This window comes from Kibdelosporangium aridum, from assembly GCF_900176515.1.
GTDB classification, from domain to species: Bacteria; Actinomycetota; Actinomycetes; order Mycobacteriales; family Pseudonocardiaceae; genus Kibdelosporangium; species Kibdelosporangium aridum.
Window position 1 is genome coordinate 311,070 of the sequence record NZ_FWXV01000004.1, and the last position, 24,004, is coordinate 335,073.

General features: G+C 66.7%; 24 protein-coding genes, 1 tRNA gene and 1 riboswitch. Of the genes, 12 read left to right on the forward strand and 13 right to left on the reverse strand.

Translation table 11 applies throughout. The features are described 5' to 3' along the window. Window positions 1-5: 5 nt before the first annotated feature. Entirely contained in the window at window positions 6-608 is a 603-nt protein-coding gene (locus B9C43_RS25260) for a PadR family transcriptional regulator (RefSeq protein ID WP_033383464.1), read from the reverse strand. 18 nt (window positions 609-626) lie between these two features. Here B9C43_RS25260 and B9C43_RS25265 point away from each other — a divergent pair, with 18 nt between their 5' ends. The 6 genes from B9C43_RS25265 (at window position 627) to B9C43_RS25285 (ending at window position 6,761) form a co-directional block, all read left to right on the forward strand. Further along, complete coding sequence (locus B9C43_RS25265) at window positions 627-1,478, forward strand: TatD family hydrolase (protein WP_084429575.1); 852 nt, start codon at window positions 627-629, stop codon at window positions 1,476-1,478. 334 nt (window positions 1,479-1,812) lie between these two features. Then, a complete protein-coding gene (locus B9C43_RS59940; protein WP_033383466.1) occupies window positions 1,813-3,294 on the forward strand; it encodes a resuscitation-promoting factor in 1,482 nt (493 codons plus the stop codon). Between the two features lie 111 nt (window positions 3,295-3,405). After that, the gene (locus tag B9C43_RS59650; RefSeq protein WP_268811588.1) at window positions 3,406-3,534 is read left to right on the forward strand and encodes a hypothetical protein; all 129 of its coding nucleotides are present in this window, start codon (window positions 3,406-3,408) and stop codon (window positions 3,532-3,534) included. Continuing rightward, on the forward strand, window positions 3,531-4,373 hold the full coding sequence (gene rsmA / locus B9C43_RS25275; RefSeq protein ID WP_084429576.1) for a 16S rRNA (adenine(1518)-N(6)/adenine(1519)-N(6))-dimethyltransferase RsmA: 843 nt from the start codon (window positions 3,531-3,533) through the stop codon (window positions 4,371-4,373). The genes B9C43_RS59650 and rsmA overlap by 4 nt, the downstream gene beginning before the upstream one ends. Before the next feature lie 87 nt (window positions 4,374-4,460). Continuing rightward, window positions 4,461-4,549, forward strand: a riboswitch (SAM riboswitch). A 194-nt stretch (window positions 4,550-4,743) separates the two neighbouring features. Next, window positions 4,744-5,748, forward strand: coding sequence for a methionine ABC transporter ATP-binding protein (locus B9C43_RS25280; protein WP_033383488.1), 1,005 nt, complete (start codon window positions 4,744-4,746; stop codon window positions 5,746-5,748). Window positions 5,749-5,795: 47 nt separating this feature from the next. After that, on the forward strand, window positions 5,796-6,761 hold the full coding sequence (locus tag B9C43_RS25285) for a 4-(cytidine 5'-diphospho)-2-C-methyl-D-erythritol kinase (RefSeq protein WP_033383470.1): 966 nt from the start codon (window positions 5,796-5,798) through the stop codon (window positions 6,759-6,761). Between the two features lies 1 nt (window position 6,762). Here B9C43_RS25285 and B9C43_RS25290 read toward each other — a convergent pair whose 3' ends face one another. Continuing rightward, a complete protein-coding gene (locus B9C43_RS25290) occupies window positions 6,763-7,188 on the reverse strand; it encodes a DUF4234 domain-containing protein (RefSeq protein ID WP_235038823.1) in 426 nt (141 codons plus the stop codon). 180 nt (window positions 7,189-7,368) lie between these two features. Here B9C43_RS25290 and B9C43_RS25295 point away from each other — a divergent pair, with 180 nt between their 5' ends. Then, complete coding sequence (locus B9C43_RS25295) at window positions 7,369-9,138, forward strand: ABC-F family ATP-binding cassette domain-containing protein (RefSeq protein ID WP_033383474.1); 1,770 nt, start codon at window positions 7,369-7,371, stop codon at window positions 9,136-9,138. Window positions 9,139-9,186: 48 nt separating this feature from the next. Next, on the forward strand, window positions 9,187-10,854 hold the full coding sequence (locus tag B9C43_RS25300; RefSeq protein ID WP_084429577.1) for a fatty acyl-AMP ligase: 1,668 nt from the start codon (window positions 9,187-9,189) through the stop codon (window positions 10,852-10,854). Between the two features lie 51 nt (window positions 10,855-10,905). Here B9C43_RS25300 and pth read toward each other — a convergent pair whose 3' ends face one another. Both pth and B9C43_RS25310 read right to left on the reverse strand, forming a co-directional pair. After that, window positions 10,906-11,490, reverse strand: coding sequence for an aminoacyl-tRNA hydrolase (gene pth / locus B9C43_RS25305; protein WP_033383476.1), 585 nt, complete (start codon window positions 11,488-11,490; stop codon window positions 10,906-10,908). A 6-nt stretch (window positions 11,491-11,496) separates the two neighbouring features. Next, window positions 11,497-12,108 carry a 50S ribosomal protein L25/general stress protein Ctc gene (locus B9C43_RS25310; protein ID WP_033383492.1) on the reverse strand — a complete coding sequence of 204 codons (612 nt, stop codon included), beginning with the start codon at window positions 12,106-12,108 and terminating at the stop codon, window positions 11,497-11,499. Between the two features lie 272 nt (window positions 12,109-12,380). Between B9C43_RS25310 and B9C43_RS25315 the strand changes: the two genes are divergently transcribed. Further along, a complete protein-coding gene (locus B9C43_RS25315; protein ID WP_160096686.1) occupies window positions 12,381-13,055 on the forward strand; it encodes a hemerythrin domain-containing protein in 675 nt (224 codons plus the stop codon). A 251-nt stretch (window positions 13,056-13,306) separates the two neighbouring features. Here B9C43_RS25315 and B9C43_RS25320 read toward each other — a convergent pair whose 3' ends face one another. The 4 genes from B9C43_RS25320 to B9C43_RS25335 form a co-directional block, all read right to left on the reverse strand. Next, window positions 13,307-14,290 carry a ribose-phosphate diphosphokinase gene (locus B9C43_RS25320; RefSeq protein ID WP_033383480.1) on the reverse strand — a complete coding sequence of 328 codons (984 nt, stop codon included), beginning with the start codon at window positions 14,288-14,290 and terminating at the stop codon, window positions 13,307-13,309. Continuing rightward, window positions 14,287-15,750: a bifunctional UDP-N-acetylglucosamine diphosphorylase/glucosamine-1-phosphate N-acetyltransferase GlmU gene (gene glmU / locus B9C43_RS25325; protein WP_033383481.1), complete on the reverse strand. Its 1,464-nt coding sequence runs from the start codon at window positions 15,748-15,750 to the stop codon at window positions 14,287-14,289. The genes B9C43_RS25320 and glmU overlap by 4 nt, the downstream gene beginning before the upstream one ends. 47 nt (window positions 15,751-15,797) lie before the next feature. Beyond that, a complete protein-coding gene (locus B9C43_RS25330) occupies window positions 15,798-17,375 on the reverse strand; it encodes a GGDEF domain-containing protein (RefSeq protein ID WP_235038824.1) in 1,578 nt (525 codons plus the stop codon). A 189-nt stretch (window positions 17,376-17,564) separates the two neighbouring features. Then, window positions 17,565-17,635, reverse strand: a tRNA-Gln gene (locus B9C43_RS25335). Between the two features lie 254 nt (window positions 17,636-17,889). On the opposite strand from B9C43_RS25335, the gene B9C43_RS25340 reads away from it, so the two are divergent. Together B9C43_RS25340 and B9C43_RS25345 are read left to right on the forward strand one after the other, a co-directional pair. Next, complete coding sequence (locus B9C43_RS25340) at window positions 17,890-18,849, forward strand: acyl-CoA desaturase (RefSeq protein WP_033383494.1); 960 nt, start codon at window positions 17,890-17,892, stop codon at window positions 18,847-18,849. Window positions 18,850-18,906: 57 nt separating this feature from the next. Continuing rightward, a complete protein-coding gene (locus tag B9C43_RS25345) occupies window positions 18,907-19,500 on the forward strand; it encodes a TetR/AcrR family transcriptional regulator (RefSeq protein ID WP_084429579.1) in 594 nt (197 codons plus the stop codon). Between the two features lie 6 nt (window positions 19,501-19,506). Here B9C43_RS25345 and B9C43_RS56860 read toward each other — a convergent pair whose 3' ends face one another. The 3 genes from B9C43_RS56860 to B9C43_RS25355 all read right to left on the reverse strand — a co-directional run bounded on the left by B9C43_RS56860 (window position 19,507) and on the right by B9C43_RS25355 (window position 22,431). Beyond that, entirely contained in the window at window positions 19,507-19,659 is a 153-nt protein-coding gene (locus B9C43_RS56860; RefSeq protein ID WP_160096688.1) for a hypothetical protein, read from the reverse strand. 194 nt (window positions 19,660-19,853) lie between these two features. Further along, entirely contained in the window at window positions 19,854-21,218 is a 1,365-nt protein-coding gene (locus tag B9C43_RS25350) for a class I adenylate-forming enzyme family protein (protein WP_084429580.1), read from the reverse strand. 4 nt (window positions 21,219-21,222) lie between these two features. Beyond that, a complete protein-coding gene (locus tag B9C43_RS25355; RefSeq protein WP_033383504.1) occupies window positions 21,223-22,431 on the reverse strand; it encodes a PQQ-dependent sugar dehydrogenase in 1,209 nt (402 codons plus the stop codon). 53 nt (window positions 22,432-22,484) lie between these two features. Here B9C43_RS25355 and B9C43_RS25360 point away from each other — a divergent pair, with 53 nt between their 5' ends. Beyond that, entirely contained in the window at window positions 22,485-23,237 is a 753-nt protein-coding gene (locus tag B9C43_RS25360; RefSeq protein WP_084429581.1) for an enoyl-CoA hydratase/isomerase family protein, read from the forward strand. A gap of 100 nt (window positions 23,238-23,337) precedes the next feature. On the opposite strand, the gene B9C43_RS25365 is transcribed toward B9C43_RS25360, so the two are convergent. Together B9C43_RS25365 and B9C43_RS25370 are read right to left on the reverse strand one after the other, a co-directional pair. Then, complete coding sequence (locus B9C43_RS25365) at window positions 23,338-23,679, reverse strand: hypothetical protein (protein WP_084429582.1); 342 nt, start codon at window positions 23,677-23,679, stop codon at window positions 23,338-23,340. Then, a complete protein-coding gene (locus tag B9C43_RS25370; protein WP_084429583.1) occupies window positions 23,679-24,002 on the reverse strand; it encodes a hypothetical protein in 324 nt (107 codons plus the stop codon). Before B9C43_RS25370 ends, B9C43_RS25365 begins: the two co-directional genes overlap by 1 nt. Window positions 24,003-24,004 lie beyond the last annotated feature (2 nt).

Genomic DNA, 24,004 nt, shown 5'->3' on the forward strand with positions numbered 1-24,004 from the left:
GTTCGTCAGCGAGGAGGGTTGCCGAAAGCGTCCGGGCTCTCGCCGGTGAACGTGTACTCGCCCGCTTCGATCCTGGTCACGAGGTCTTGCAGCCAGTTCAGCTCCGCCTCGATGGTGACCAGCCAGTACGTGAACATCTCGCGGACGTGCGGTGGCTTGCCGAGTTGGCCCTCGATCGGGGCGATGGTGTTGTCGATCAGCAGTCGGGTGCTGTCCGCCCCGGCCTTCGTCTGCTGGATGCGGCTCTTCAACAGGAAGATCAGGTTGCCGCGTTCGAGCGTGGTGATGAACGGCAGGGCCGCGTTGAACATCGCCGGGCCGGTCTCGGTTTCGGCGATTCCCTTGTTGAGCAGGAAGAAGAACTCGCCTTCGCCTTGCGGTGTGATCCGGTAGACCACGCGGTCCGGGCCGAGTTCGCTTTCCTCCGTCGACACCTCTTCCAGCAGTCCGTCGGCCGCCAGCTTCTTCAGCGCGTGGTAGATCGAGCCGGGTTTGACGTTCGCCCACTGGTCCGCCGCCCACAGCAACAGGTCCTGGCGCACTTGGTAGCCGTGCGCCTCTCCGCGCATCCGGACCGCACCCAGGACTAGCAATCGTGTGGCTGACACGTCATTAGGCTATGTCCAGTGACCCCACGAAAAGGTGAGCGGCCGCCGCTGCCTGAGCCGTTGCCGGTGCCGACCGTCGACGCGCACACGCATTTGGACGCGTGTGGCGCCAAGGACGCCGACGGTGTGTCCACTGTGGTTGACCGCGCCGAGTCGGTCGGGATCGCCCGTGTCATCACGGTTGCCGACGATCTCGCCGCGGCGATCTGGGCCGCGGATGCGTCCGAGTGGGACGACCGCGTGTTCGCCGCCACCGCTGTGCACCCGACGAGGACCGCGAAGTTCACCGATGAGGACAAGGCTGTCCTCGAGGAGCTCGCCACGCGGCCTCGCGTGGTCGCGATCGGGGAGACCGGTCTCGATTACTACTGGGACTACTCGCCGCCCGAGGCTCAGCACGACGCCTTCCGCTGGCACATCGACCTGGCCAAACGGGTCGGCAAGCCGCTGATGATCCACGACCGCGACGCGCACGACGACATCATGCGCATCCTGCATGAGGAGGGCGCGCCCGAACGGGTGGTCTTCCACTGCTTTTCCGGGGATGTCGAATTCGCCCGAAAGTGCGTCGATGCCGGCTATGTGTTGTCGTTCGCGGGTTCTGTGACGTTCCGCAACGCGAAGGAGCTCAGGGCCGCGGCGCAGCTGGTACCCCTTGATCAGATGCTCGTGGAGACGGATGCGCCCTATCTCACTCCGCACCCGTTCCGCGGTCGGCCGAATGAGCCGTACTGCGCCGCGTACACCCTGCGGGACCTGGCAGAACTCCGTGGGGAGGATGTGGGTGACGTGGCTGCGGCCGTCCGGGACACGGCCGACCGGGTTTTTCGGCTGCCCACAGTGACATCCCACGATTCGGGCGGTGCTTGAGACACCCGATTGGCGTAACGAATGCGTCTTTTGAGCTGTGGCGCAAGTCACAAGATGTCTGGGGGTGTTTGCGCAACCTCCCGGGACCCGTTACGGTCCCGTGACCGTACCCAGTGGTCGTGATGCCGGGTACGACCCGCAGTCAGAAGCCAGCGCGCGTCGGGGCCGGGATATTCCCGGAAAGCGTCGGTGGTGGCTAAGGGAGTCGGACTGAACGACAAGGCGCAACCCGCGCCGGACGTACACGGAGGAACAGCCAGGCCCGTAGTAGCTCGACGAGTTCAAGCAACTGCGCGCCACCTGTGTCGGCTGCGCCTCCCGGAGGAACGACCCTGTGACTGATAGCGAACATCCCAGACAAGAAGGCTTCGACGCGGACACCGACTGGTTCACTCCGGTCGCCAAGCCGTCGACTGCCACCGCCACGCTGGACCACGCTGAGGACCACTGGCGTTCGGAGTTCCCGGACTACTCGGACTCCATCGAGGTAGTCCCGCAGGACATCTACGCGGCGCTCGGTCCGCAGGCTGATGAGCTGATGGCATCCGTCGACGTCGACGTCGACGAGCTGATCCGGCTGATCAACGCCGAGACCACGATGCTGCCGCCGATCCTGGATGTCCCCGATGACCTCTCCGGCGACCGGACACTGGCTCAGCCGCAGCCCAAGACGGGCGAGCCCGCGGGCCTGCGGACCGCGGTCACGAAGTGGAAGCGGACCTTCCTCAAGAGCGCCATCGCCGCGGTGCTCGTCTCGCTGACCGGTGGCGGTGCCGCCGCGATCGCGATGAACAAGTCCGTCACGGTCGACGTCGACGGTGTCGAGCACAAGGTCCGTACCTACGAGGGCACGGTCGGCGAGATCCTTGCCGACGAGGGCATCGTTCCCGGTGCGCACGACTCGGTCAGCCCGTCGCCCAACGCGGCTGTCGGCGACAACGGCAAGATCGTTGTCCAGCGCGGCAAGCTGCTGAAGTACAACGTCGACGGCGAGGCCAAGGAGACGTGGGTGCGGGCACGCACCCTCGGCGACGGCCTTCGCCAGGCCGGCGCGCCGATGGACGGCAAGATCTCCGGCGATCTGAACGCCGTCATGCCGATGGAAGGCATGTCGGTCGACATCCGGACCATCAAGAACGTCACCGTCTTCGACGGCGGCAACGCGCCGCACCAGATGCAGACCACCGCGATCACAGTCGACGAGCTGCTCAAGGAGATGCAGACGTCGCTGGGTCCGGAGGACTCGGTGAACATGGCGTCCGACGTCAAGATCACCGACGGCGCCCAGATCACCATCACTCGCAACGGCGTCACCGTCGTCAACAGGGCCGAGACCGTGCCTCCGCCGGTCGAGGAGATCAAAGACGAGACGATGGACAAGGGCAAGCAAGAGGTCGTCGAGGCCGGTGCCCCTGGCGAGAAGATGGTCACGTGGCGCGTGACCATGAAGAACGGCAAGGAAGTCGGCAAAGAGAAGCTTGGTGAGCAGATCACCAAGGAGCCGGTGAAGCGGGTCGTCAAGGTCGGCGCCAAGAAGCCGCCGGTCCCGCCGGTCACCGACGCGGGCGTCTGGGACCGCCTCGCGCAGTGCGAGTCGGGCGGTCGCTGGGACATCAACACCGGCAACGGCTACTACGGCGGCCTGCAGTTCAACGCCAGCACCTGGCGGGCCTACGGCGGCGCCACGTATGCCGCATTGCCGCACCAGGCCACCCGTGAGCAGCAGATCGCGATCGCGACCAAGCTGCGCGACGCCAACAACGGCAGCTACCGCTCGTGGCCGCACTGCGCCTCGAAGCTCGGCCTGCCCAAGTAACTGCTTTCTCTCGAAAGGCCATCTCGAGAAATCGAGGTGGCCTTTCGTGCTGTCACGGGCAGAATGCGCACGTGGACATCGACGGCATCGTGGCGAAGGTCCAGCTGCCGCATGCCGCTGACCAGCTCATGGCGCCCGGCCAAGAGCGGGGTCGAAGGCGTCTACCTCGGCCCGACACCGACGTTCGAGGAGTGGTACGACGCCTGGCTGACCGAGGCCTTGACTAAGCTGACCCGGTGACTTCGCTCCTTGGCCCCGCTGAGGTTCGGCGGCTGGCCGGTGAGCTGGATGTGCGGCCGACCAAGAAGCTCGGCCAGAACTTCGTGCACGACCCGAACACGGTTCGGCGGATCGTCACCACCGCCGAGCTGAGCCCGGACGACGTGGTGCTCGAGGTCGGCCCCGGACTCGGTTCGCTCACGCTGGCCTTGCTGCCCGCGTGCCGTGAGGTCGTCGCGGTGGAGATTGACCCCGTGCTGGCCGGAAAGCTGCCTGAGACGGCCGCTGAGCGCGCGCCCGAGGGCAAGCTGCGGGTGGTCCAAGCGGACGCCCTGCGGGTGACTCAGGAGCAGATCGGTGAGCCGACGGCTCTGGTGGCCAATCTGCCGTACAACGTGGCCGTGCCGGTCGTCCTGCATCTGCTGGCGATCCTGCCGAGTCTCAAGACCGGGCTGGTGATGGTGCAGGCCGAGGTCGCCGACCGGATGGCCGCGGGGCCCGGCAGCAAGGCGTACGGCGTACCCAGCGTGAAGATGGCCTGGTACGCCGAGACCAAGAGGGCCGCGACGGTGTCCAGGTCGGTGTTCTGGCCGGTGCCGAACGTCGACTCGGCGCTGGTCCGGTTCATCCGCAGGCCACCGCCTGCCGACGTGGACCGGGAACGGCTCTTCAAACTCGTGGACGCGGCCTTCGCACAGCGGCGCAAGACGCTGCGGGCCGCGTTGGGAACGTGGGCTGGATCACCTTCCAAGGCCGCCGAGATCCTCACCGCCGCCGGCGTCGACCCTGGCCTGCGGGGAGAGCAGCTCATGGTCGGCGACTTCTCTCGCATTCTGGAAGCAAGCGACCACTATCTGTGAAATCCCGGGCCAGTTGCTCTGGTCCGTCGGTGTGATGTGCTGCCCAAGACTTGCATTACGCCTGTGATGTCGGTTTGAATGCAAGTGCATCCATCCCGAGCGGCCGAGAGACCTGGCTCCCTGACGCCGCAGCAACCACCCGAGAGGGCAGGTGCTACCGCCAGGAGCGATGGAGGAATCCGTGATCGCCAAAATGCTGACGCAGCGCCGGGTGATAGACCAGGGCAGGCGGACAGTCACCGCATGTCGTAGCCACAACGCCTGATTTCCTTAACTACACCCGAAATCGCCCCCGTCCCACCCGGACGGTCCTTGAAGGACATTGGACGGCCGTCACAACGGCCGCTTCGTGTGCTGCGCTGGAGTCACTGTGATTACCGTAGAGAATGTCAGCAAGTCGTTCCGAAGCCGAACAGGCAGCGTCGTCGCACTCGACGGCGTGTCCCTTGAAGTCAATGCCGGTGCCGCGCTCGGTGTCGTCGGCCCGTCCGGTTCGGGCAAGTCCACTTTGGCTCGTGTTGTTTCGTTGCAGGAACGGCCGGATGCCGGTGCGATCCGGTTGGACGGCTTGAACACCGCGACCCTCGACACCCGCAGCCTGCGTGCCACGAGACGACAGATCGGTTTCGTGGCAGGGGATGCGCAGCTTTTCAACCAGCGCACCGCCGCGGGCAACATCGCACTGCCGCTTGAGCAGTCCGGTGTGGACGGTCCGCAGCGCAGGGCGCGCGTCGGCCGCTTGCTTGACCTGATTGGCTTGACAGACAAGGCAGCCGCGTACCCGGTCGACCTGACTGACGGGCAACGCCGCCGCGTGGCGGTTGCCCGTGCGCTTGTGGGGGAGCCGGGTCTGCTGTTGGCCGACGACCCGACGGCGAACCTCGACGCCGACGGCGCCGCGGGCGTCATGGCAGTACTGGACCGGGCCAGGGCCGAACTCGGCGTGACGTTGCTGGTCGCGACCCAGGACACCAATGTGGTGCGCCGGATCTGCGACGACATCGCTTTGCTCGAAGCGGGCAGGCTGCTGGAGCACGGCAACCTGTTCGAGCTGCTGCACGACCCGGAAAGTGTTGCGGTACGGGAACTTCTGCCGGTGATCGACGCGACTCCGTCGGTCGGGCACGACCGCACCGCCGACGTCGTGCTGATCGGCTTCGCGGCTGTCGGCGCGTTGCTGCCCGAGGCAGCGTCCCGCTTCGGCGTGCAGGTGTCGGTGCTCGGCGGCGGACTGACCCGGCTCGGCGAGACGCCGGTCGCCCGGTTCCGAATCGGACTGCGGGGCGAGCGTGCGGATGGCGCACTGGCGTGGATCGGTGACCGTGGCGGAATCGTGCACCAGCCGCTGGCCGGACCGCAGGGAGTTGCCGCATAACAGGCCATCTGAACGACGGCGAGCATGAGGACACGTAGGCTGGCGTAGTGCTCGCTGTCGTTCCCCCGCCTGTCACAGTGCGTGTGCCGTCGAAGGTCAACCTTCACCTCGCCGTCGGCGACGTGCGGCCTGATGGCTATCACGAGCTCAACACGGTGTTCCAGGCCCTGTCGCTGACCGACGAAGTGACGGTCGCGGTGACCGACGACCCCGGTGTCGAGGTGATCGGCGAGGGCGCGGACGAGGTGCCCACCGGCCCGAGCAACCTGGCGTGGCAGGCCGTGCAGGCATTGGCCGAGCACGTCGGCAAGGAGCACACCGAACCGAAGATCCGCGTGGTGATCCGCAAGGGCATCCCGGTGGCCGGTGGAATGGCCGGTGGCAGCGCGGACGCAGCCGCGGCGCTCGTCGGTCTGGCGGCCTTGTGGCGGCTGGAGATCGGCCGGGACGAGCTGTCCCAAGTGGCCGCGAAACTCGGCAGCGACGTCCCCTTTGTGCTGCAAGGCGGCACGGCGCTGGGTACCGGCCGTGGCGAGAACCTGATCCCGGTGCTGACCAGGCACACGTTCCACTGGGTGATCGCGTTCGACCGGCGCGGCCTGTCGACGCCCAAGGTCTTCGCGGAACTTGACCGGCTGCGGGAAGACGGCGACCCGCCACGGATCGGTGCCGTCGAGCCGGTGTTGGAGGCGCTGGCCTCCGGAGACCCACGTCAGCTGGCGTTGTTGCTGGGCAATGACCTGCAGTCAGCCGCGATCTCGTTGCGTCCAGGCCTGCGCCGCACGTTGCGCGCGGGCGTGAACGCGGGCGCGCTGGCCGGAACCGTCTCCGGCTCCGGCCCGACCTGCGCGTTTCTCTGCTCCGACGGTGAATCGGCTCTGCGGGTGGCTGCAGAGCTCGCTGGGGCCGGCGTGTGCCGCACCGTCCGCGTCGCCCATGGCCCCGTCCCAGGCGCGCGCGTGATCGGCGGTGACGAAGCACCCCGTCCGGCCCCGCCGGAGGTTCACGCCTGACTCAGGCGGCGACCAACTGGACCTCGGTGCCCTCCGGAACGCCGTAGCGCTCGGGGATCTTGTTCAGCTGGATCTGGTAGTACAGGACACCGAGCCCGAGCACGAACATCAGCAGCAGGCCGATGACCGGGCTGCAGGTGTCCTGGATGCCCGCGCGGCGCTGGGCGTACGCGATCCGCTCGCCGGTCCGGTAGATCGAGATGAGCGGGGCGATGATCGTCCAGCTCAGCAGAAGCAGCACCAGCATCGGCCCGGCGACTGGCGAGTCGGGCTTGCGGTGGAACTCGGCCATCTCCCGGTGGATCTTGTAGTACCACACGAAGGTGTAGATGCCGAGCGTGATGAACGGCCAGATCAGCCAGACCAGAACAGCATTGCGCTGCTTGATCATCAGGCCGGTCGGCTGGCCGTACGGGGCTGGGTGCACAGAGTTTCCTTTCCTGGTTGGACGGGTGAGCCAGGTATGCATACTCGGCACGGCGAAGACCGCTACGGAAAGTGGCCGGGCAGAGCCTGAGTCGTAACCAACCAGCAACGTGTGCGCGGGCGGTCCGAGCCGCCTAATACCCTCGACTGTGAGATGCAGTCACGAGGGAAGCGCGGGTAGATGGCCAATCTGGTCAATCTGGAGTCGGTGAGCAAGTCCTACGGGGTTCGGCCGTTGCTGGACGCCGTCTCGCTGGGTGTCGGTGAGGGCGACCGGATCGGGGTCGTCGGGTTGAACGGCGGCGGGAAGACGACGCTGCTGGAGGTGCTCGCGGGCATCGAGCCTGCGGACAGTGGGCGCGTCAGTAGAACGCGGGACCTGCGGATGGCTGTGGTGACGCAGCGGACGGACCTGCCGCCGGGCGGGACTGTGCGCAATGCTGTGCTGGATCCCTTGGGGTTCAACGCGGAGCATGAATGGGCTGCGGACGCGCGGGTGCGGGCGGTGCTGGATGGCATCGGCATTTCGGCGTTGGGGTTGGACGCTCCGCTCGATCGCATGTCGGGTGGGGAACGCCGGCGGGTCTCGTTGGCCGCCGCGCTTGTCCAGGACCTTGACCTGGTGATCCTCGACGAGCCGACGAACCACTTGGACATCGAGGGTGTGCGGTGGCTGGCGGACCATCTGCTGGCCAGGCGGACTGCCCTTGTTGTCGTGACGCACGACCGGTGGTTCCTGGACACGGTCTGTTCGCGTACCTGGGAGGTGCAGAACGGGCGCGTCGAGCAGTACGAAGGCGGTTACGCGGACTGGGTGTTCGCACGGGCCGAGCGGGCGCGGTTGGCCGAGACGCTGGAGGAGAAGCGGCGCAACTTGGCAGCGAAGGAACTCGCGTGGCTGCGTCGAGGTGCGCCCGCGCGGACGTCGAAGCCGCGCTACCGCATCGAGGCGGCCGAGGCGCTGATCGCGAACGTACCGCCGCCGCGTGATTCCGTTGAGCTGACGGCCTTCGCGAAGCGCAGGCTGGGCAAGACCGTGATCGAGCTCGAGGACGCAAGCCTCAGCGTGCCGGGCCGTCAACTGCTGGATCACGTCACGTGGCGGATCGGGCCGGGTGACCGCATCGGTCTTGTCGGCGTGAACGGGTCGGGCAAGACGACGTTGCTGCGCCTGCTCGCCGGCGAGACCGAGCCCGAAAGCGGCAAACGGATCCAGGGCCAGACCGTCCGGCTCGGCTACCTCAGCCAGGAACTCGCCGACCTGCCCGGTGAACTGCGGGTTCTTGAGGCGGTCGAGGAGATCGCGCGCCGGGTCACGCTCGGCAAGCAGGAACTGTCCGCCTCGCAGCTGGCCGAGAAGTTCGGCTTCCCGGCCAACCGGCAGTGGACGCCTGTCTCGGACCTCTCCGGTGGTGAACGGCGCCGGTTGCAGCTGTCGAGGCTGCTCATGGCCGAGCCGAACGTCCTGCTGCTCGACGAGCCGACGAACGACCTGGACATCGATACGTTGCAGCAGCTGGAAGATCTGCTCGACTCGTGGCCTGGCACGCTCGTGGTCGTCTCGCACGACCGCTATCTGGTGGAGCGCGTCTGCGACGAGGTGTACGCGCTGTTCGGTGACGGTCGTGCGAAGCACCTGCCGGGCGGGATCGACGAGTACTTGTCACGCCGGTCCACGATGGCCGGACCGGTCGCGGTCGCACCAGCCGCGAAGGCCGCCAAGCCGAAGTCCAACGCGGCCGATCAGCGCGCGGCAGGCAAGGAGCTCGCGCGGCTTGAGCGCACATTGGACAAGCTGACCAAGAAGGAAGCCGAGTTGCACGCCGCGCTTGCCGCGGCGGCCACCGATCCGGACCGGCTGCTTGAGCTCGATGCCCAGCTCAGGGACCTTCTCAAGGAGAAGGACGAGGTCGAGGAGCGCTGGTTGGAGATCGCGGATAACGCCGAGTAGCGGGTTGTTGTCGGTAGTAACCAGCCAAGACCAATTAGATTGGGCGCTATGAGTCGGTTCGTGGACGCCCTGCTGGGCAACGCCGCCACCCGCGGCCAGGTCAAGGGGATCGTCACCGGGGAACCCGGCGACCCCGTACGCCGGACGTGGGCGCAGGTGCACCAGGATGCTCGCAAGATGGCGGGCGCGTTGGTGGAAGGCGGTCTTGGGCCGCAGAGCGCGGTCGCCGTGCTCGCGGCTGATCCTGTCCTGATCGCTCCGGCGATCCAAGCTGTCTGGTTGTCCGGTGGCAGTGTGACGATGCTGCACCAGCCGACGCCGCGCACGGATCTCGCGGTGTGGGCGGAGGACACGCTGCGAGTCCTCGACATGATCGATTCCAAGCTGGTGCTGCTCGGCTCGCCGTTCGACCAGCTCGCGCCGGTGCTGACCCAGCACAACGTCCCGTACCGGATGCTGACCGATCTCACCGGCGGCACGCCGCTCGCCGAGCCTGTTCACGTCGGTGAGGACGTGCATGCGTTGCTGCAGCTGACAAGCGGCTCGACTGCGGACCCGAAGGCCGTGCGGATCACGCACGGCAACCTGTTCGCCAACATGGGGGCGATGGCCGAGAAAGCCGCGCTGGACTGGGAGAACGACACGATGGTGTCGTGGCTCCCGTTGTTCCACGACATGGGCATGGTCGGCTTCCTGACCACGCCGATGACGCTGGGCATCGACTTGGTGAAGGTCACGCCCGCTGACTTCCTGCGCGCGCCTTTGCTGTGGATGGACCTGATCAGTCGCTATCGCGCGACCATCACGGCCGCGCCGAACTTCGCGTACGCCATGGTCGGCCGCCGGATGCGCAACGCCAACGACGGCGACTACGACCTTTCGACGTTGCGGTTGGCCCTCAACGGCGCCGAACCGATCGACGCGTCCGCCGTGAAGGGGTTCACCGACGCGGGAGCGCGGTTCAACATGCCGGCGGAGTGTGTGTTTCCGGCGTACGGAATGGCGGAGTGCACGCTCGCGGTGTCGTTCGCGCCGCTGTTCACCGGTTTGACGTTGGACTACATCGACCCGCACGCGCTCGAGGTCGACCGCCGCGCCGTGCCGGTCGAGCCTGCGGATGACGTGCGGTCGTTCGCCGTGCTGGGCAAGCCTTTGCCGGGCATCGAGGCACGGATCATCACGCCCGATGGCGAGATCCGGGGCAACCGTGAGGTCGGCGAGATCCAGCTGCGCGGATCGTCGGTGACGCCCGGCTACCTGACCGTGGACGGCCCGAGGTCCATCCAGGACGACGAGGGCTGGATGTCCACAGGGGACATCGGGTACACCATCGACGGCGAGATCGTGGTGTGCGGCCGGGAAAAGGACGTGATCATCCTCGGCGGCCGGAACATCTACCCGACCGACATCGAGCGCGCCGCGACCGGCGTCGACGGTGTCCGCGCGGGCAACGCGGTCGCGGTCCGGCTCGACGCGGGCAGCAGGCGTGAACGTTTCGCGGTCGTCGTCGAGTCCAAACTGGCTGGTGACGAGTCCGAGGAAGCGAGGCTGCGCAAGGAAATCGCCGCGCGCGTCTTCGACTCGGTTGAGGCACGGCCGGTCGCCGTGCTCGTGCTGCCGCCAGGCTCGCTGCCGAAGACACCGTCCGGCAAGCTCCGCCGGGCCGCGGCGGGGGAGCAGCTCGCGGAGAGCATCCGCAAGAACGAAGCCAAGTAGCCATTTGCCCGGTTGGTGAAACCTCGCTTCGCCAACCGGGCCTGCTTGACCTCAGCTCAGGGCGTGGAAGGTGTTCTGTGCGGCTTCGAGGCCGTTGCTGATCAAGGCCTCGGTGGCGTCGGCCGCGCGGTCGAAGACGAACGGCAGCTCTTTGCGTTCGACCACCGAGAAGTCCTTCAGGACGAAGTCGGCCGGGTCCATCCGGCCGGGCGGCCGGCCGATGCCGACCCTGACGCGGTGGTACTCCTTGGTGCCCAAGGATTTCGAGATGGACCGCAGCCCGTTGTGGCCGTTCTCGCCGCCGCCGAGCTTGAGCCGGACGGTTCCGAAGGGCAGGTCGAGTTCGTCGTAGATCACGACGATGTCGTCCGGCTGGGCCTTGAAGAACTTGGCGACACCGGCGACCGGTCCACCGGAGACGTTCATGAACGAGCGCGGCTTCATCAGCACTACCCGCCTGGTGCCGAGCCGTCCTTCGAGGACGTCGGCAAGACCCTTGTGGGCCTTGAACTTCCCGCCTACCCGGTCACCCAGCTCGTCGAGCACCATCGCGCCGACGTTGTGCCGGTTGGCGGCATAGCGAGGGCCGGGATTGCCGAGGCCGACAATGACCACGGTGCCCGGCCCTTCGCTCATGTCAGATCAGGCCTCTTCTTCGGTGGCCTCTTCGGCGGCCGGGGCCTCGCCGGTGTCGCCCTCGAGCTGCTGGGCGGTCGGGGCCGGGTTGACCGCGACGACCAGGGCCTCGGGGTCGGTCGCCAGGGTGGCACCCTGCGGCAGCTTCACGTCGGCCGCGGTGATCTGGGTGCCTGCCTGTGCGCCCTCGATCGACAGCTCGATCTGCTCGGGGATGTGCAGCGCCTCGACCTCGACGGAGATCGTGGTCAGGTCCTGGGTGACCAGGGTGGACGCGGCCGGGTCGCCGGTCAGCACGATCGGCACCTCGACGCTGACCTTCTCGCCGCGCTGCACCAGCAGCAGGTCCACGTGCTCGATGTAGTTCTTGATCGGGTGCGTGGTGACGGTCTTGGTCAGCGCCAGCTCGGACTTGGAGTCCACGTCCAGCGTCAGGACGGCGTTCTGGCCGTGCTCACGGACTACACGGGCGAACTCGAGCGCCGGCAAAGCCAGGTGCTTCGGGTCGGAACCGTGGCCGTAGAGCACCGCGGGGATCTTGCCGGCGCGGCGGGTACGGCGCGCGGCGCCCTTGCCGAATTCGGTACGCGACTCGGCGGCAAGACGGACCTCGGACACGGTGATGCTCTCCTTCAACACAAAAGGCTAAGTGGGGTCGTCACCGCGGCGGAGGCAGGCGTGAAGACACACGGCTACCAAACCAGCCGCGTCGATCACGCCAGGTTCTGCAAGGAACCCGGCCTCGCCGAGACAACCCGGATAGTTTACGTCAGCTTCATCCCGCAACCACCGGGGGTCCCACCTCTGTGCGCGCGGCAGGACCGGCGACCTCTCGCCAGATGCGCGGTTTCCAGCTCAGATTCGTTGAACACCGGACAACACTGCACGGCATGACTGCCTATTTCGACGGCCGTGAGATGGCGATGTTGCACCGGATGTTCCGGCGTGAATTCCTGCTCGCCGGCGGCCTGGTCATGAACACCACCACGAATGACCGTGCCGAACTGGTCGCCGACCACATCACCTCGGTGGGCACCACGCTGCACCACCATCACCACATGGAGGACACGCACGTCTGGCCGTTGCTGGAGAAGCGGTGCCCGGACGACATCGCGGACATCGTCACGCTGATGGAAAGCCAGCACGCGAGTGTCGCGAAATACGGTGAAGAAGTAACCGAAGCGATGGCCGCATGGCGGACGAACTTCGGCCCGGCCACCCGCAACGCACTGGTCGCGGCGCTCGACCGGCTGGTGCCCGCGTTGCTGGAGCACCTGGACACCGAGGAGGAACGAGTCGTCCCGCTGATGGAGAAGCACATCGCGATGGACGAGTGGAACAAGCACGTCGCCGAGGGAATCGCCGAGATCGACCCGCAGGAGCTCATGGTCGGCTTCGGGATGGCGATGTACGAGGGCGACGAGGACATCATCGCGGCGACGGTGGAGAACATGCCGCCGGACGTCCGCCCGGTGATCCGGGATGTGGCTTCGAAGGCGTACGCGGAACGCGCCAAGGCGCTCTACGGCACCGCGACCCCGCCCCGGAGCTGGGAACTGGTGTAAACGCGATCCAAGACGGAAGACCAGTCCCGGCAGGGTTCGGTCAAAGCCGGTCACTGTAGCGCAAGTGGAGCCTTTTCCGCGGCGTGAAGGGCGCCTTTCAAACCCCCACCCCACCCCAGACATCCCCCACCACTCCCGAGGGGCGACCCCGGCGCCATTCTATCGGCGGAGGTGGGTGTGCAGTGGGCTGACAAGGGAGAAGTCGGTGCGAACGGTCCGTTCGCACCGACTTCACTCGAATGGCTGGCTTGTCAGGCGTTGCCGTCGAACAGGCTCGTGACCGAGCCGTCTTCGAAGACCTCCTGGATCGCGCGGGCCAGCAGCGGCGCGATCGACAACACGGTCAACCCGGGGAAGCGCTTGTCCTCGGCGATCGGCAGCGTGTTGGTGAAGATGACCTCCCGCGCCTTGCAGTTGGCCAGGCGCTCGGAGGCCGGGTCGGACAGGATTCCGTGCGTCGCGGCGATCACCACGTCCGAGGCGCCGGCCTCGATCAGGGCGTCACAGGCCTTCACGATCGTGCCACCGGTGTCGATCATGTCGTCGACCAGCACGCACAGCCTGCCCGCGACCTCACCCACGACGCGGTTGGCGACGGCCTCGTTGGGCTTCAGCGGGTCGCGTGTCTTGTGGATGAACGCGATCGGGCGGTCACCCAGCTGCGTGGCCCACTTCTCGGCCAAGCGCACGCGGCCTGAGTCCGGCGAGACCACGGTGATGTCCGCGGCGTCACCGTAGGTCGCGTTGATGTGGTCGGCCAGGATGTTCTGCGCGAACAGGTGGTCAACCGGTCCGTCGAAGAAGCCCTGGATCTGCGCGGTGTGCAGGTCGACCGTCATGATCCGGTCGGCGCCCGCGGTCTTGAACATGTCCGCGATCAGCCGGGCCGAGATGGGCTCGCGGCCCTTGTGCTTCTTGTCCTGCCTCGCGTAGCCGTAGAACGGCATGATCACGGTGATCCGCTTGGCCGACGCTCTCTTCAGCGCGTCCACCATCAGCAGCTGTTCCATGATCCACTGGTTGATCGGGCTGGTGTGCGACTGGATCACGAACGCGTCCGTGCCCCGCACCGACTCGTTGAACCGCACGAAGATCTCGCCGTTGGCGAAGTCGTACGCCGCCTGCGGCGTGATCTCGACGTTCAGCTCCCGCGCCACTTCCTCGGCCAGCTCCGGGTGAGCACGGCCGGAGAAGAGCATCAGGTGCTTCTTCGGTGTCCCGGATTTGGCGTTCATGACTGCTGCTCCTCGGCTTTCTGTGCGGCGAGTGCCGCTTCAGCGGCCGCAGTGCCCGGACGGCGGGAGACCACCCAGCCGTCGAGGTTGCGCTGCGGACCGCCGGAGACTGCGAGCGCGCCCGGCGGGACGTCCCGCCGGATCACGGTGCCGGCGCCGGTGTAGGCACCGTCGCCGACTGTCACCGGAGCGACGAACATGTTGTCGCAGCCGGTACGGGCGTGTGAGCCGATCGTGGTGCGATGCTTGCTCACACCGTCGTAGTTCACGGTGACGCTGGCGGCACCGACGTTGCTGTACTCGCCGATGGTCGCGTCGCCGATGTACGACAGGTGCGGGACCTTGGTTCCTGTCCCGATCTCGGAGTTCTTGACCTCGACGAACGTGCCGATCTTGCCCTTGTCGCCCAGCGAGGTGCCTGGCCGCAGGTAGGCGAACGGACCCACCGACGCGCCCGCGCCGATGGTCGAGTCCGAACCGTGAGTACGAATGACTTTCGCCCCCTCGGCCACGGTCACGTTGGTCAGCGTCGTGTCGGGACCAATGGTGGCGCCCTCGCCGACTCGGGTCGACCCGCGCAGTTGGACTCCGGGTTCGAGCAGGACGTCCCTGGCCAGCGTCACTCCGGCGTCCAGCCAGACGCTGTTCGTGTCGATCACCGAGACACCGGAACGCATCCAGCGCTCCAGGATCCGGCGGTTGAGCTCGGCGCCGAGCCGGGCCAGCTGGACGCGGTCGTTCACGCCCTCGACCTGCCATGCGTCGACGCACACCAGCGCGCCGACCCGGCGGCCGTCGCCACGCGCGATGCCCAGCACGTCAGTGAGGTACAGCTCGCCTTGTGCGTTGTCCGTGCGGATCCGCGACAGGCCATCGACGAGCACAGCGGCGTCGAACGCGTAGATCCCCGAGTTGATCTCGGTGATCTCCAGTTGGTCCTCGTCGGCGTCCTTGTGCTCGACGATCGAGGTCACGCCGCCGTCGGCGTCACGCACGATCCGGCCGTAGCCAGTGGGGTCGTCCACGACCGCGGTCAGCACCGTCACCGCGTTGCCGGACGACGAGTGTTCGGCGAGTAATGCCGAAAGCGTTTCCGTCTCAAGCAAAGGCACGTCGCCGTACGTGACGAGCACAGTGCCGCTCAAGTCGCTCGGCAGCTCCGCCAGACCGCACGACACCGCGTGCCCGGTGCCCTTCTGCTCGGTCTGCACGGCCGTGGTCACCTTGCGGTCCAGCGCGGTCGTCAAGCCCTCGAGGTGCTCGGTGACCGCAGCCCTGCCGTGACCGACCACGACGACGAGATGGTCTGGGTCAAGTCCGGCGGCCGCACGGACGGCGTGCTCGACGAGCGGCCGGCCGGCGATCGGGTGGAGCACCTTGGGGGTCGACGAGCGCATCCGAGTGCCCTCGCCAGCGGCGAGTACAACGGTGCTGAGCTGGGCGTTCCCACCCTGGGGCATCAGCGATCTCCCTGCCGAATCCGTACGGATAACACCAGGTAACGATCCTACGTTGCCTCCGGCATGACCCACGCGGGGTCGTCCACTACTCGCCCCGACTGTGCGGTTTCGGTGCTCATCGTGACTGCGGCGACTCCGTTGCCACCGCTGCGTTTCGCTTCGTACATGGCCGCGTCGGCACGGGCGAGCGCACGCGCCGCAGTCTCGTTCTGACGCAACGCGACCACGCCGACCGACAACGTCACACCGTGGGAAAGATCATGAGGGAGCTTGGAAACCGCGGCGACCGCGCGGTTCAACGCGGCCTCGGCGGCGTGCAACGGCGCTCCCGGCAACAGCACGACGAACTCGTCGCCGCCGTAGCGCGCGACCATGTCCCCGCCACGCAAGGCGTCCCGGACCGTGCTTGCGACCACCCGCAGTACGTCGTCACCTTCGGCGTGTGAGAACTGGTCGTTCACCTCTTTGAACCCGTCGAGGTCGACCAGTGCGAGCGCGAGCGGATGGTTGTTCGCGGTCGCGGCCAACGCTTCGAGCCGGTCGTCGAGTGCGCGGCGGTTCGGCAGGCCGGTCAACGGGTCCTGCAGCGCCTGCCTCTCGGTCTCGCCGTGCTTGCGGGTCAGCCGCTCGTGTTCGCGGCGGGTGTTCAGCGTGGCCTTGCGCGACTCGCGCATCTCCCAGAGCTGGCTTTCCAGCTCCTGCGCGTAACTCTCCAGCGCGCTCATCGTGCGCTCGCCGCCGTCCGGCCCGGACAGCCGCGCGAACTCACGGATCAGGCACAGCCGAAGTGTCGGCTCCGAAGGGTCTTCCTCCAACGACTCCCGTGCTTCGGCGAGCACCTCGACCGCTTCGGCCACCAAGCCGGTCTCTTCGAGGCAGCGTGCCAGCGCGATCGCCGTGATGATCAACTCGCGGGCGTACTTCGCGGTCGGCTTGATCTCGAACAGCCGGTCGACGTGGTCGGCGGACGGATGCGCCAGCGCGATGGCCGCGGCGACGACGGGAACCTGTTCGGCGGCGGACTTGTCGGCCTTGCGGGGGAAGAGCGACTCCCGGAACGGGCCTTCGACGGCCAGTGAGATCGCCGCGGCGGTCTCGAACTTCTCCCGCGCGATCTCCGACTGGTCGACCCGTTCGAGGCGCAGTCCCCAGCCGACCAGCAGGCGGATCCGGTTGATCAGGTGCACGGCGATCTGGTGCGGTCCGGACGAGTCCCTGATGCACCGGCTGGCCCGGTTCATCACCTGGTCGGCTTCCTCGTACACGCCGAGCTGGGTCAGCACCAGGCCGATGTCCATCAGAGTGGACGCCAGCAGGATGTCCCACTTGCGCCTGCCCAGCATCACGTCCGGGGTCAGGTCGTCGTCGAGCATCGCCAGCGCGACCGCGGCTTCGGTCAGCGCGATGTCCTCGGCGCCGTCCATCAGCATCAGCCGCCCGAGCAGGGCATGCGCGTCGGCTTCCAGCACCAGCAGGCCGTGCCTGCGGGTGTGCAGCATCATCTCGTCGAGCAAGGGTTGCGCGGTGTGCGCGAGGCCGGAGGTGGTGAGCCGGACCGCCACGGCGGAACGCAAGAGCTGGGCGACCATGCGCGGCTCGCCGCGGTGCTGGGCCTCGGCCAGCATGTGGTCGACCTCGTCGACGTTCTGGACCTGCTCGGCAATTCCCGCGCTCTGCGTGATCGCCAGCAGCTCACTGGCGCGACCGACCAGCCACGCGTCGGACTTCTCATCCAGCGCGGGCGGGTGCTCCTCGTCCGACTCGTTGCGCAGCGGTGCACCCCCTGCCCATACAACCCTTGTTCAGCTTGACCGCTCCGCCGCCAGGGATCGAACCTGGACCATCAGAACCAAAATCTGAGGTGCTGCCTTTACACCACGGCGGAGTGAGAGCCTCGTGGGCTCACGGTTGGACATCGTCGCACGAGTGGGGTGGGCGAGCGACAGACACCCGGTGGATTTTGTTCTCGGGCACTACCCGAACGGGCGTTAGCAGCGTCACACGTGGGTAGTTCTCAGTAGTGAAGGGCGATCGAAATTACGGCCCGCAGGGTGGCGCGCCGGGCTTCGGGCAACCTACCCTGTCGTAAGTTACGATATCGTAGGTAAGGCTGACCTAAGTTATGCGTGAGGTGGGCGAATGACAACAACCCTCGACAAAACCGAGGATTCGGCGGCGGGCGACAAAGGCCCGAAGCCGATGTTCGAGGGCCAGCGGAACATGGCCACGCAGATCGCGGTCTACGTGTTCATCCTGGTGCCGTTCGCGGCGCTGATCGCGGCCGTGCCGCTCGCCTGGGGTTGGGGGTTGACCTGGGTGGACGTCATCCTGGCGGTGGCGTTCTACTGGATCACGCTGCTGGGCGTCACAGTCGGCTACCACCGGTTGTTCACGCACAACTCGTTCAAGGCCAAGCGCGGGACACGGATCCTGCTGGCGGTCATGGGCAGCCTGGCGGTCCAGTCCCCGCCGATCACATGGGTCGCCGACCACCGCCGTCACCACGCCTTCTCCGACCGGGACGGCGACCCGCACTCGCCGTGGCTGTTCGGCACCTCGCCGTGGGCCCTGGCCAAGGGTTTCTGGCACGCGCACATGGGCTGGATCTTCGACAAGGACGTCACCAACAAGGAGCGGTTCGCCCCTGACCTGATGGCCGACAAGGACCTCGTGCGGGTCAACAAGCTCTTTGTGGTGTTCACCACGCTGACGTTCCTGCTGCCCGCGCTGCTCGGCGGTTTGATCACGATGTCCTGGTGGGGCGCGCTGACGGCGTTCTTCTGGGCCGGGTTCGTGCGGGTGGCGATCCTGCACCACATCACCTGGTCGACCAACTCGATCTGCCACATGATCGGTGAGCGGCCGTTCAAGAGCCGGGACAAGGCAGCCAACTTCTGGCCGCTGGCGATCCTGTCCGGCGGCGAGTCATGGCACAACCTGCACCACGCCGACCCGACCTGCGCGCGGCACGGCGTGCAACGCGGCCAGATTGACATCTCGGCGCGGGTGATCTGGATCTTTGAAAAGCTCGGCTGGGTCTACGACGTCCGCTGGCCGACCCAGCAGCGTCTGGCCCGGTTGGCTGTCGGCAAGGATTAGCTGGCCTAGTGTGTCCGGGTGAGAAGTAACGGAGCAGGGCCGCCGACGCGGGTACGGATGACCGGGACCCAGCGCCGGCGGCAACTGCTCGACGTTGCCCGGGCGCTGTTCGCCGAGAAGGGCTTCGACGGTGCCTCGGTGGAGGAGATCGCGCATCGGGCAGGTGTGAGCAAGCCCGTGGTGTACGAGCACTTCGGCGGCAAAGAGGGTATTTACGCGGTGGTGGTCGACCGCGAGATGGACCAGTTGTTGTCGGCGATCACGGAGTCCCTGTCCGAGGACATGCATCCGCGGACGCTGCTTGAGCACGCGGCGATGGCGCTGCTGGACTACGTGGACACGTCGACCGACGGATTCCGGATCCTGGTCCGTGATTCACCCGTCGCGAGTTCGACGGGGACGTTCTCAAGCCTGCTGTCGGACATCGCCAGTCATGTCGAGCACATTCTCGGTGTGCACTTCAGCAGGCGCGGTTACGACGCGAAGCTGGCGGGTCTGTACGCCCAGGCTCTGGTCGGCATGGTGGCTTTGACTGGGCAATGGTGGTTGGACGTTCGTAAGCCGCGGAAGACCGATGTGGCGGCGCACCTGGTGAACCTGGCATGGAACGGGTTGTCCCACTTGGAGCACAAGCCCAAGGTGCGCCGCTGACCCGGCTCAGCTGGCCCGCTTGAGGCCGTTCTTGACGTCGATGACCACGCGCATCACCTCGGGCTTGCGGTCTTCCTTGCTGTGCTTCGGCGGGTGGTTGCGGTCGGCTGCGGTGATCTTGAAGGCTGGTGCCCCTGGTCCTGCTGCGTGCTTGGCCATCTCTGTCTGCCCCTCGTGCAGTGGTGATCCCTGTGGGTGCTTCCCGCCAGTGCGGTGGGGGAAGCTGTTGAACTTTGAACGAAAGTACCCCGATCGAGTGAAGCTTGGCAGCAACAAAGGGTCGATGTCGCGTGGCGTGAAGGTGCCATGAACCAAGGGAATGCTGGCTTCTGGTGACCTGTTGTGATCGTGGTCTAGCCGTCCAGCAGGGCCTGCTTGTCCGGCTTGCCGCTCGGCGCCACCGGTACTTCGGAGATGAACGTGATCGTCGAGGGCACGCTGTCCGGGCCGAGCTCGTCACGCACCAAAGTGGACAGTTCCGTGCGGGAAGGCTCCTTGCCGGGCAAGGGGATCACGAAAGCGTGCAGCACTTCGTCCGGGCCGAGTACGTAAGCCTGGTCCACGGCGGGGTGACTGGCCAGCACCCGCTCGATCGGCCCCGCGTACACCGGATATCCGTTGACGATCACAACATCCCGGGCACGCCCGGTCAGATACAGATACCCGTCACGCAATGAACCCAGGTCCCGGGTCCGGATCCAGCCGTCGACGAGCACCGAGGCTGTCTCCTCGGGGTTTTCCCAATACTCCCGCATCATCCATGGATTCCGGGCCCAGACTTCGCCGTCGCGGATCTCGATTTCCACGCCGCCCTGCGGTTTTCCGACCGTGTCAATCCGTCCCGCCAGAATCTCGGCAGGCGTGGCAACGGTAAGCGCGTTGGTCTCGCTTTGGCCGTACGCGTGGTGAATCACGGGTCCAATGAGAGACATGGCTTCCTGTAAGCGATGTGGCGCCAGCGGTGACCCGGCGACAAGCATGCCGCGCAGGCAGCTCAGGTCGATTGGGTTGTCCCGCAACGAGTCCAGCATCGCGTACAGCCGTGGCACGTTCATGATGGTGAACGTGATCCGCAGATCGGCCAGCACGTCGGGAAACCGGATCTCAAGCGGAATGACCGCGGTTCCGCCGTGCAGCAGGCACAACGCCAGATAGTCCTGCACGACAACGCTTGCCAGGCTCCCGAACAGCAGGTACCGGTCGCACGCCGCAGCCTGTGAAGCCGTCGCGGCGTCCCAGTTGTCGGGGTTCCACGAGTAGTGGTCGGCGAGCGCCTGATATGTCTGTGCGCAGGCCTTGGGTAGACCAGTGCTGCCGCTGGTATAGACCAACCGGGCCACATCATCCGGCCGGGAAGTAAGGATCAACGGCTCATCTTCGGTGTCCAAAAGGGCAGGCAGCTTCGCGTCTGTGACGATCAGGTCCAAGCCGTCACTGAGGATGTGGTCGAGCTGCTTGTCGCTGAACCCCGGACGAATCCCGACCACTCGAGCACCCAACGCCCACGCGGCGAGGTACGCGGCCAACGCCTCGGGCGTCACCTGTGTGATCATCGCGACGCCCGAGCCGCGCTTGACCCCGGCCGCGCGCATCCCCGCGGCGATCCGGCTGGTCAGGTTGAGCAGTTCGGTCTTGGTGACCTCGCGCGTGCCGTGCTCGACGGCGATCTTCGACGGCTCATTGCGCAGCGCGGCGAAGACCGCATCGGGAAAGGACATGCAATCACCCTAGGGTCACGCGCAGCAGCTTGTCGTCGGATCCGTTGGACGTGGTCACGTACAGGGCGCCGTCCGGACCTTGCCGCGCGGCACGCAGCCTGCCCCAGTCGTCGTCGAACTCCGGCGGCACCGAGACGGACTGGACCTTGCCCGCGTCGTCCATCTTGAACAGCAGGAGTTTCGAGCCCTTCAATGCCGTCACCACGAGCGACCCGTTGAAGGCTCCCCATTGCGGGCCGTCGAGGAACGTCGCCGCGCACACCGCCTCGGTGCGCTCGCCGGATTCCCACAGCGCGGGCACGGCGTCCGGGAATCGCTGCAGGTCGGTCATCGGAACGTCTTCGTCGTAGCTGTTCACGGTCCCGCCTTGGGACGGATCCCAGCCGTAGTTCTTGCCCGCCTGCTCGATGTTGATCTCGTCGTTCTTGTCCGGCCCGTGCTCGGCGGTGATGATCTGCTGGCTGGTCGGGCGGATCGCCACGCCTTGCACGTTGCGGTGGCCGTAGGTGTAGACCCGCTGCTCATTCGGGTTCTGCGAGCTCGCGAACGGGTTGCCCGGCGCCGGGCCGCCGGTCTTGACGTCGAGCCGCAGCACCTTGCCGCCGAGGTTCGTACGGTCCTGCGGGATCGCGGGACGAGCGGTGTCACCGGTGCCGACGAGCAGCGCGCCATCAGGAGCGATGGTCGGACGGCAACCGGAGTGCCTGCCGCCGCGGGCGACCGGCAGGCCCGACAGCATCACGTTGACGCGTTGCGCGCTCTGCCCGTCCGGCGAGAGCCGCCAGCGGATCAGCCGGACGTCCACCGCCTGGCCGTTCTCCTTGTACGTCTGGCAGGTGATGAACTCGCGGTTCGTGGCGAAGTCCGGGTCGAGCACCATGCCCATCAGGCCGCCTTCGCCGACCGCGAGCACGTCGCCGAAATCGGCCTGGACCTGTGTGACGGTCGCGCCGGGCTGCGTGGACGACAGCAGCGCCAGCTTGCCGGGCCGCTGGGTGACCAGAACCTTGCCGTCCGGCAGGAACCCGATGTCCCAGCCGTGCTCGAGGCCGCCGGCGACGGTCTCGATCTTCATGGTGGGTGCCTGCGCCTCCTGCGGCGTGCTCGGCTGACCGTTGGTCGCGCCGGTCGGCGGCGGAACTCTGCCAGCGGAGGACTCTGTGCAGGCAGAGAGGGCTGTCAGTGTGACGAGGAGCACGCCAAGTCGTCGCATGATGCACAGCATGCGCCGATCATTGTCCGGTTTATGTGTGGTCGGATAGTCGAGTGCATCTGAAGGTGGAGACGGCCGGCGCCGTGGCGACGTTGACCATCGACCGGCCGGACAAGCGCAACGCGATGAGTTTTGACATGTGGTCGGCGATCCCTGACCTGCTCGGATCGCTGGATGACGCGGTCAGAGTGCTGCTGATCCAGGGCGGAGAGCACTTCTCGGCCGGCGCCGACATCAGCGAGTTCGAGACGCTTCGGGCGACGGCGGAGGACGCGGCCCGCTACGGCGCTGCAGTGCATGCTGCCGAGCGCGCGATCGCCGAGTTCCCGAAGCCGACCATCGCGGTGATCAACGGCTTCTGTGTCGGCGGCGGATGCGAGATCGCGCTGGCGTGCGACCTGCGGATCGCCGCGGACAACGCGCGGTTCGCGATCCCGCCGGCCAAGCTCGGCATCGTCTACCTCTTCACGTCGACAAAGCAGCTGGTCGACGCGGTCGGCAAGGCGTGGGCCAAGCAGATCCTGTTCACCGGCGACATCATCGACGCGGCGACCGCGCTGCGGATCGGCCTGGTCAACGAGCTGCACCCGGCGTCGGAGCTCGACGCGCGGGCCAAGGAACTCGCGGACACGATCGCCGGTCGCGCCCAGGTCAGCGTCCGGGGCGCCAAGACGATCATCAACCGCATCGCCGAGGGCGAGCACGAGGACGACAGCGTCCAAGCTTTGTATGACGACGCTCTGCACAGTGCGGAGTACGCCGAGGGCGTGCGGGCGTTCCTGGAGAAGCGCACGCCGAGGTTCTAGATCCTGGCGAGATGATGTCGGCCGGATGCCAAGTCGCGTCCGGCCGCCTGTCAGGCGAGGAAACGACCAAGCAGGTCCACACAGGACGTTCGCGCTGGCACTATTCGAACCAGATCCGATCCGCCGACGGCAGTGAGACCGGCGGTTCGTCGGTGAAAGTGGCGTATTCCAGCGCCGCCAGCACACCATGGGAAGCCCAGACGAGCACCTCACCGACGAGTTCCCCGTTGTCGCCGTTGACGAATGCGCGAACCGGGACCACACCGGACACTCCGCCCGGGATCGCAGTTTGGTCCGGCACTTCGATGTCGACGCTCAGCGCGTTCTCCGACCACGGCGCTGTCACGCGGGCACGGTCGATCTGTCCGGGCAGTTCGGGGAACTGCTCGGACAGGATCCGCGTCAGCACCGCGCGCTCGGCTTCGTTGAGCGAGCGGGTCATCAGCTCTCGTCGACTCGGTACAGGGCCTCCGTGTACTCACCGGTGGCCACGAGTTCCGTGGCCACCGCGAGCATCTCGTCCACCCCGGGCGAACGGATGATCACCAGGTCCGGCCCGACTCGGAAGTACCGCCCGTCGAGGCACTCACCCGTGTCCCGCCAGCGATCCATGATCCGGCCGACCTCGTCGTAGGTGAGGAACGTGGCCGTCCACTTCGTACCGTCGGGCAGGGTGATCCAGGCGTCCGCGTTGGCCACGGTCGCCGGATCGTCGTCCCCCAGCGCGACTTCCAGGGTCAGGATGTCCGTGGTGATCCTGTGCATGG

What these genes read in the sequence shown, in the direction of transcription:
- B9C43_RS25300 (WP_084429577.1), top strand. Translation starts at nt 9,187, where the DNA reads ATGAGTCGGTTCGTGGACGCCCTGCTGGGCAACGCCGCCACCCGCGGC.
- B9C43_RS25340 (WP_033383494.1), top strand. Translation starts at nt 17,890, where the DNA reads ATGACAACAACCCTCGACAAAACCGAGGATTCGGCGGCGGGCGACAAA.
- B9C43_RS59650 (WP_268811588.1), top strand. Translation starts at nt 3,406, where the DNA reads ATGCCGCTGACCAGCTCATGGCGCCCGGCCAAGAGCGGGGTCGAAGGC.
- glmU (WP_033383481.1), bottom strand. Translation starts at nt 15,750, where the DNA reads ATGCCCCAGGGTGGGAACGCCCAGCTCAGCACCGTTGTACTCGCCGCT.
- B9C43_RS25315 (WP_160096686.1), top strand. Translation starts at nt 12,381, where the DNA reads ATGACTGCCTATTTCGACGGCCGTGAGATGGCGATGTTGCACCGGATG.
- pth (WP_033383476.1), bottom strand. Translation starts at nt 11,490, where the DNA reads ATGAGCGAAGGGCCGGGCACCGTGGTCATTGTCGGCCTCGGCAATCCC.
- B9C43_RS25350 (WP_084429580.1), bottom strand. Translation starts at nt 21,218, where the DNA reads ATGTCCTTTCCCGATGCGGTCTTCGCCGCGCTGCGCAATGAGCCGTCG.
- B9C43_RS56860 (WP_160096688.1), bottom strand. Translation starts at nt 19,659, where the DNA reads ATGGCCAAGCACGCAGCAGGACCAGGGGCACCAGCCTTCAAGATCACC.
- B9C43_RS25295 (WP_033383474.1), top strand. Translation starts at nt 7,369, where the DNA reads ATGGCCAATCTGGTCAATCTGGAGTCGGTGAGCAAGTCCTACGGGGTT.
- B9C43_RS25365 (WP_084429582.1), bottom strand. Translation starts at nt 23,679, where the DNA reads ATGACCCGCTCGCTCAACGAAGCCGAGCGCGCGGTGCTGACGCGGATC.
- B9C43_RS25320 (WP_033383480.1), bottom strand. Translation starts at nt 14,290, where the DNA reads ATGAACGCCAAATCCGGGACACCGAAGAAGCACCTGATGCTCTTCTCC.
- B9C43_RS25355 (WP_033383504.1), bottom strand. Translation starts at nt 22,431, where the DNA reads ATGCGACGACTTGGCGTGCTCCTCGTCACACTGACAGCCCTCTCTGCC.
- B9C43_RS25370 (WP_084429583.1), bottom strand. Translation starts at nt 24,002, where the DNA reads ATGCACAGGATCACCACGGACATCCTGACCCTGGAAGTCGCGCTGGGG.
- B9C43_RS25345 (WP_084429579.1), top strand. Translation starts at nt 18,907, where the DNA reads ATGACCGGGACCCAGCGCCGGCGGCAACTGCTCGACGTTGCCCGGGCG.
- B9C43_RS25330 (WP_235038824.1), bottom strand. Translation starts at nt 17,375, where the DNA reads ATGCTGGCCGAGGCCCAGCACCGCGGCGAGCCGCGCATGGTCGCCCAG.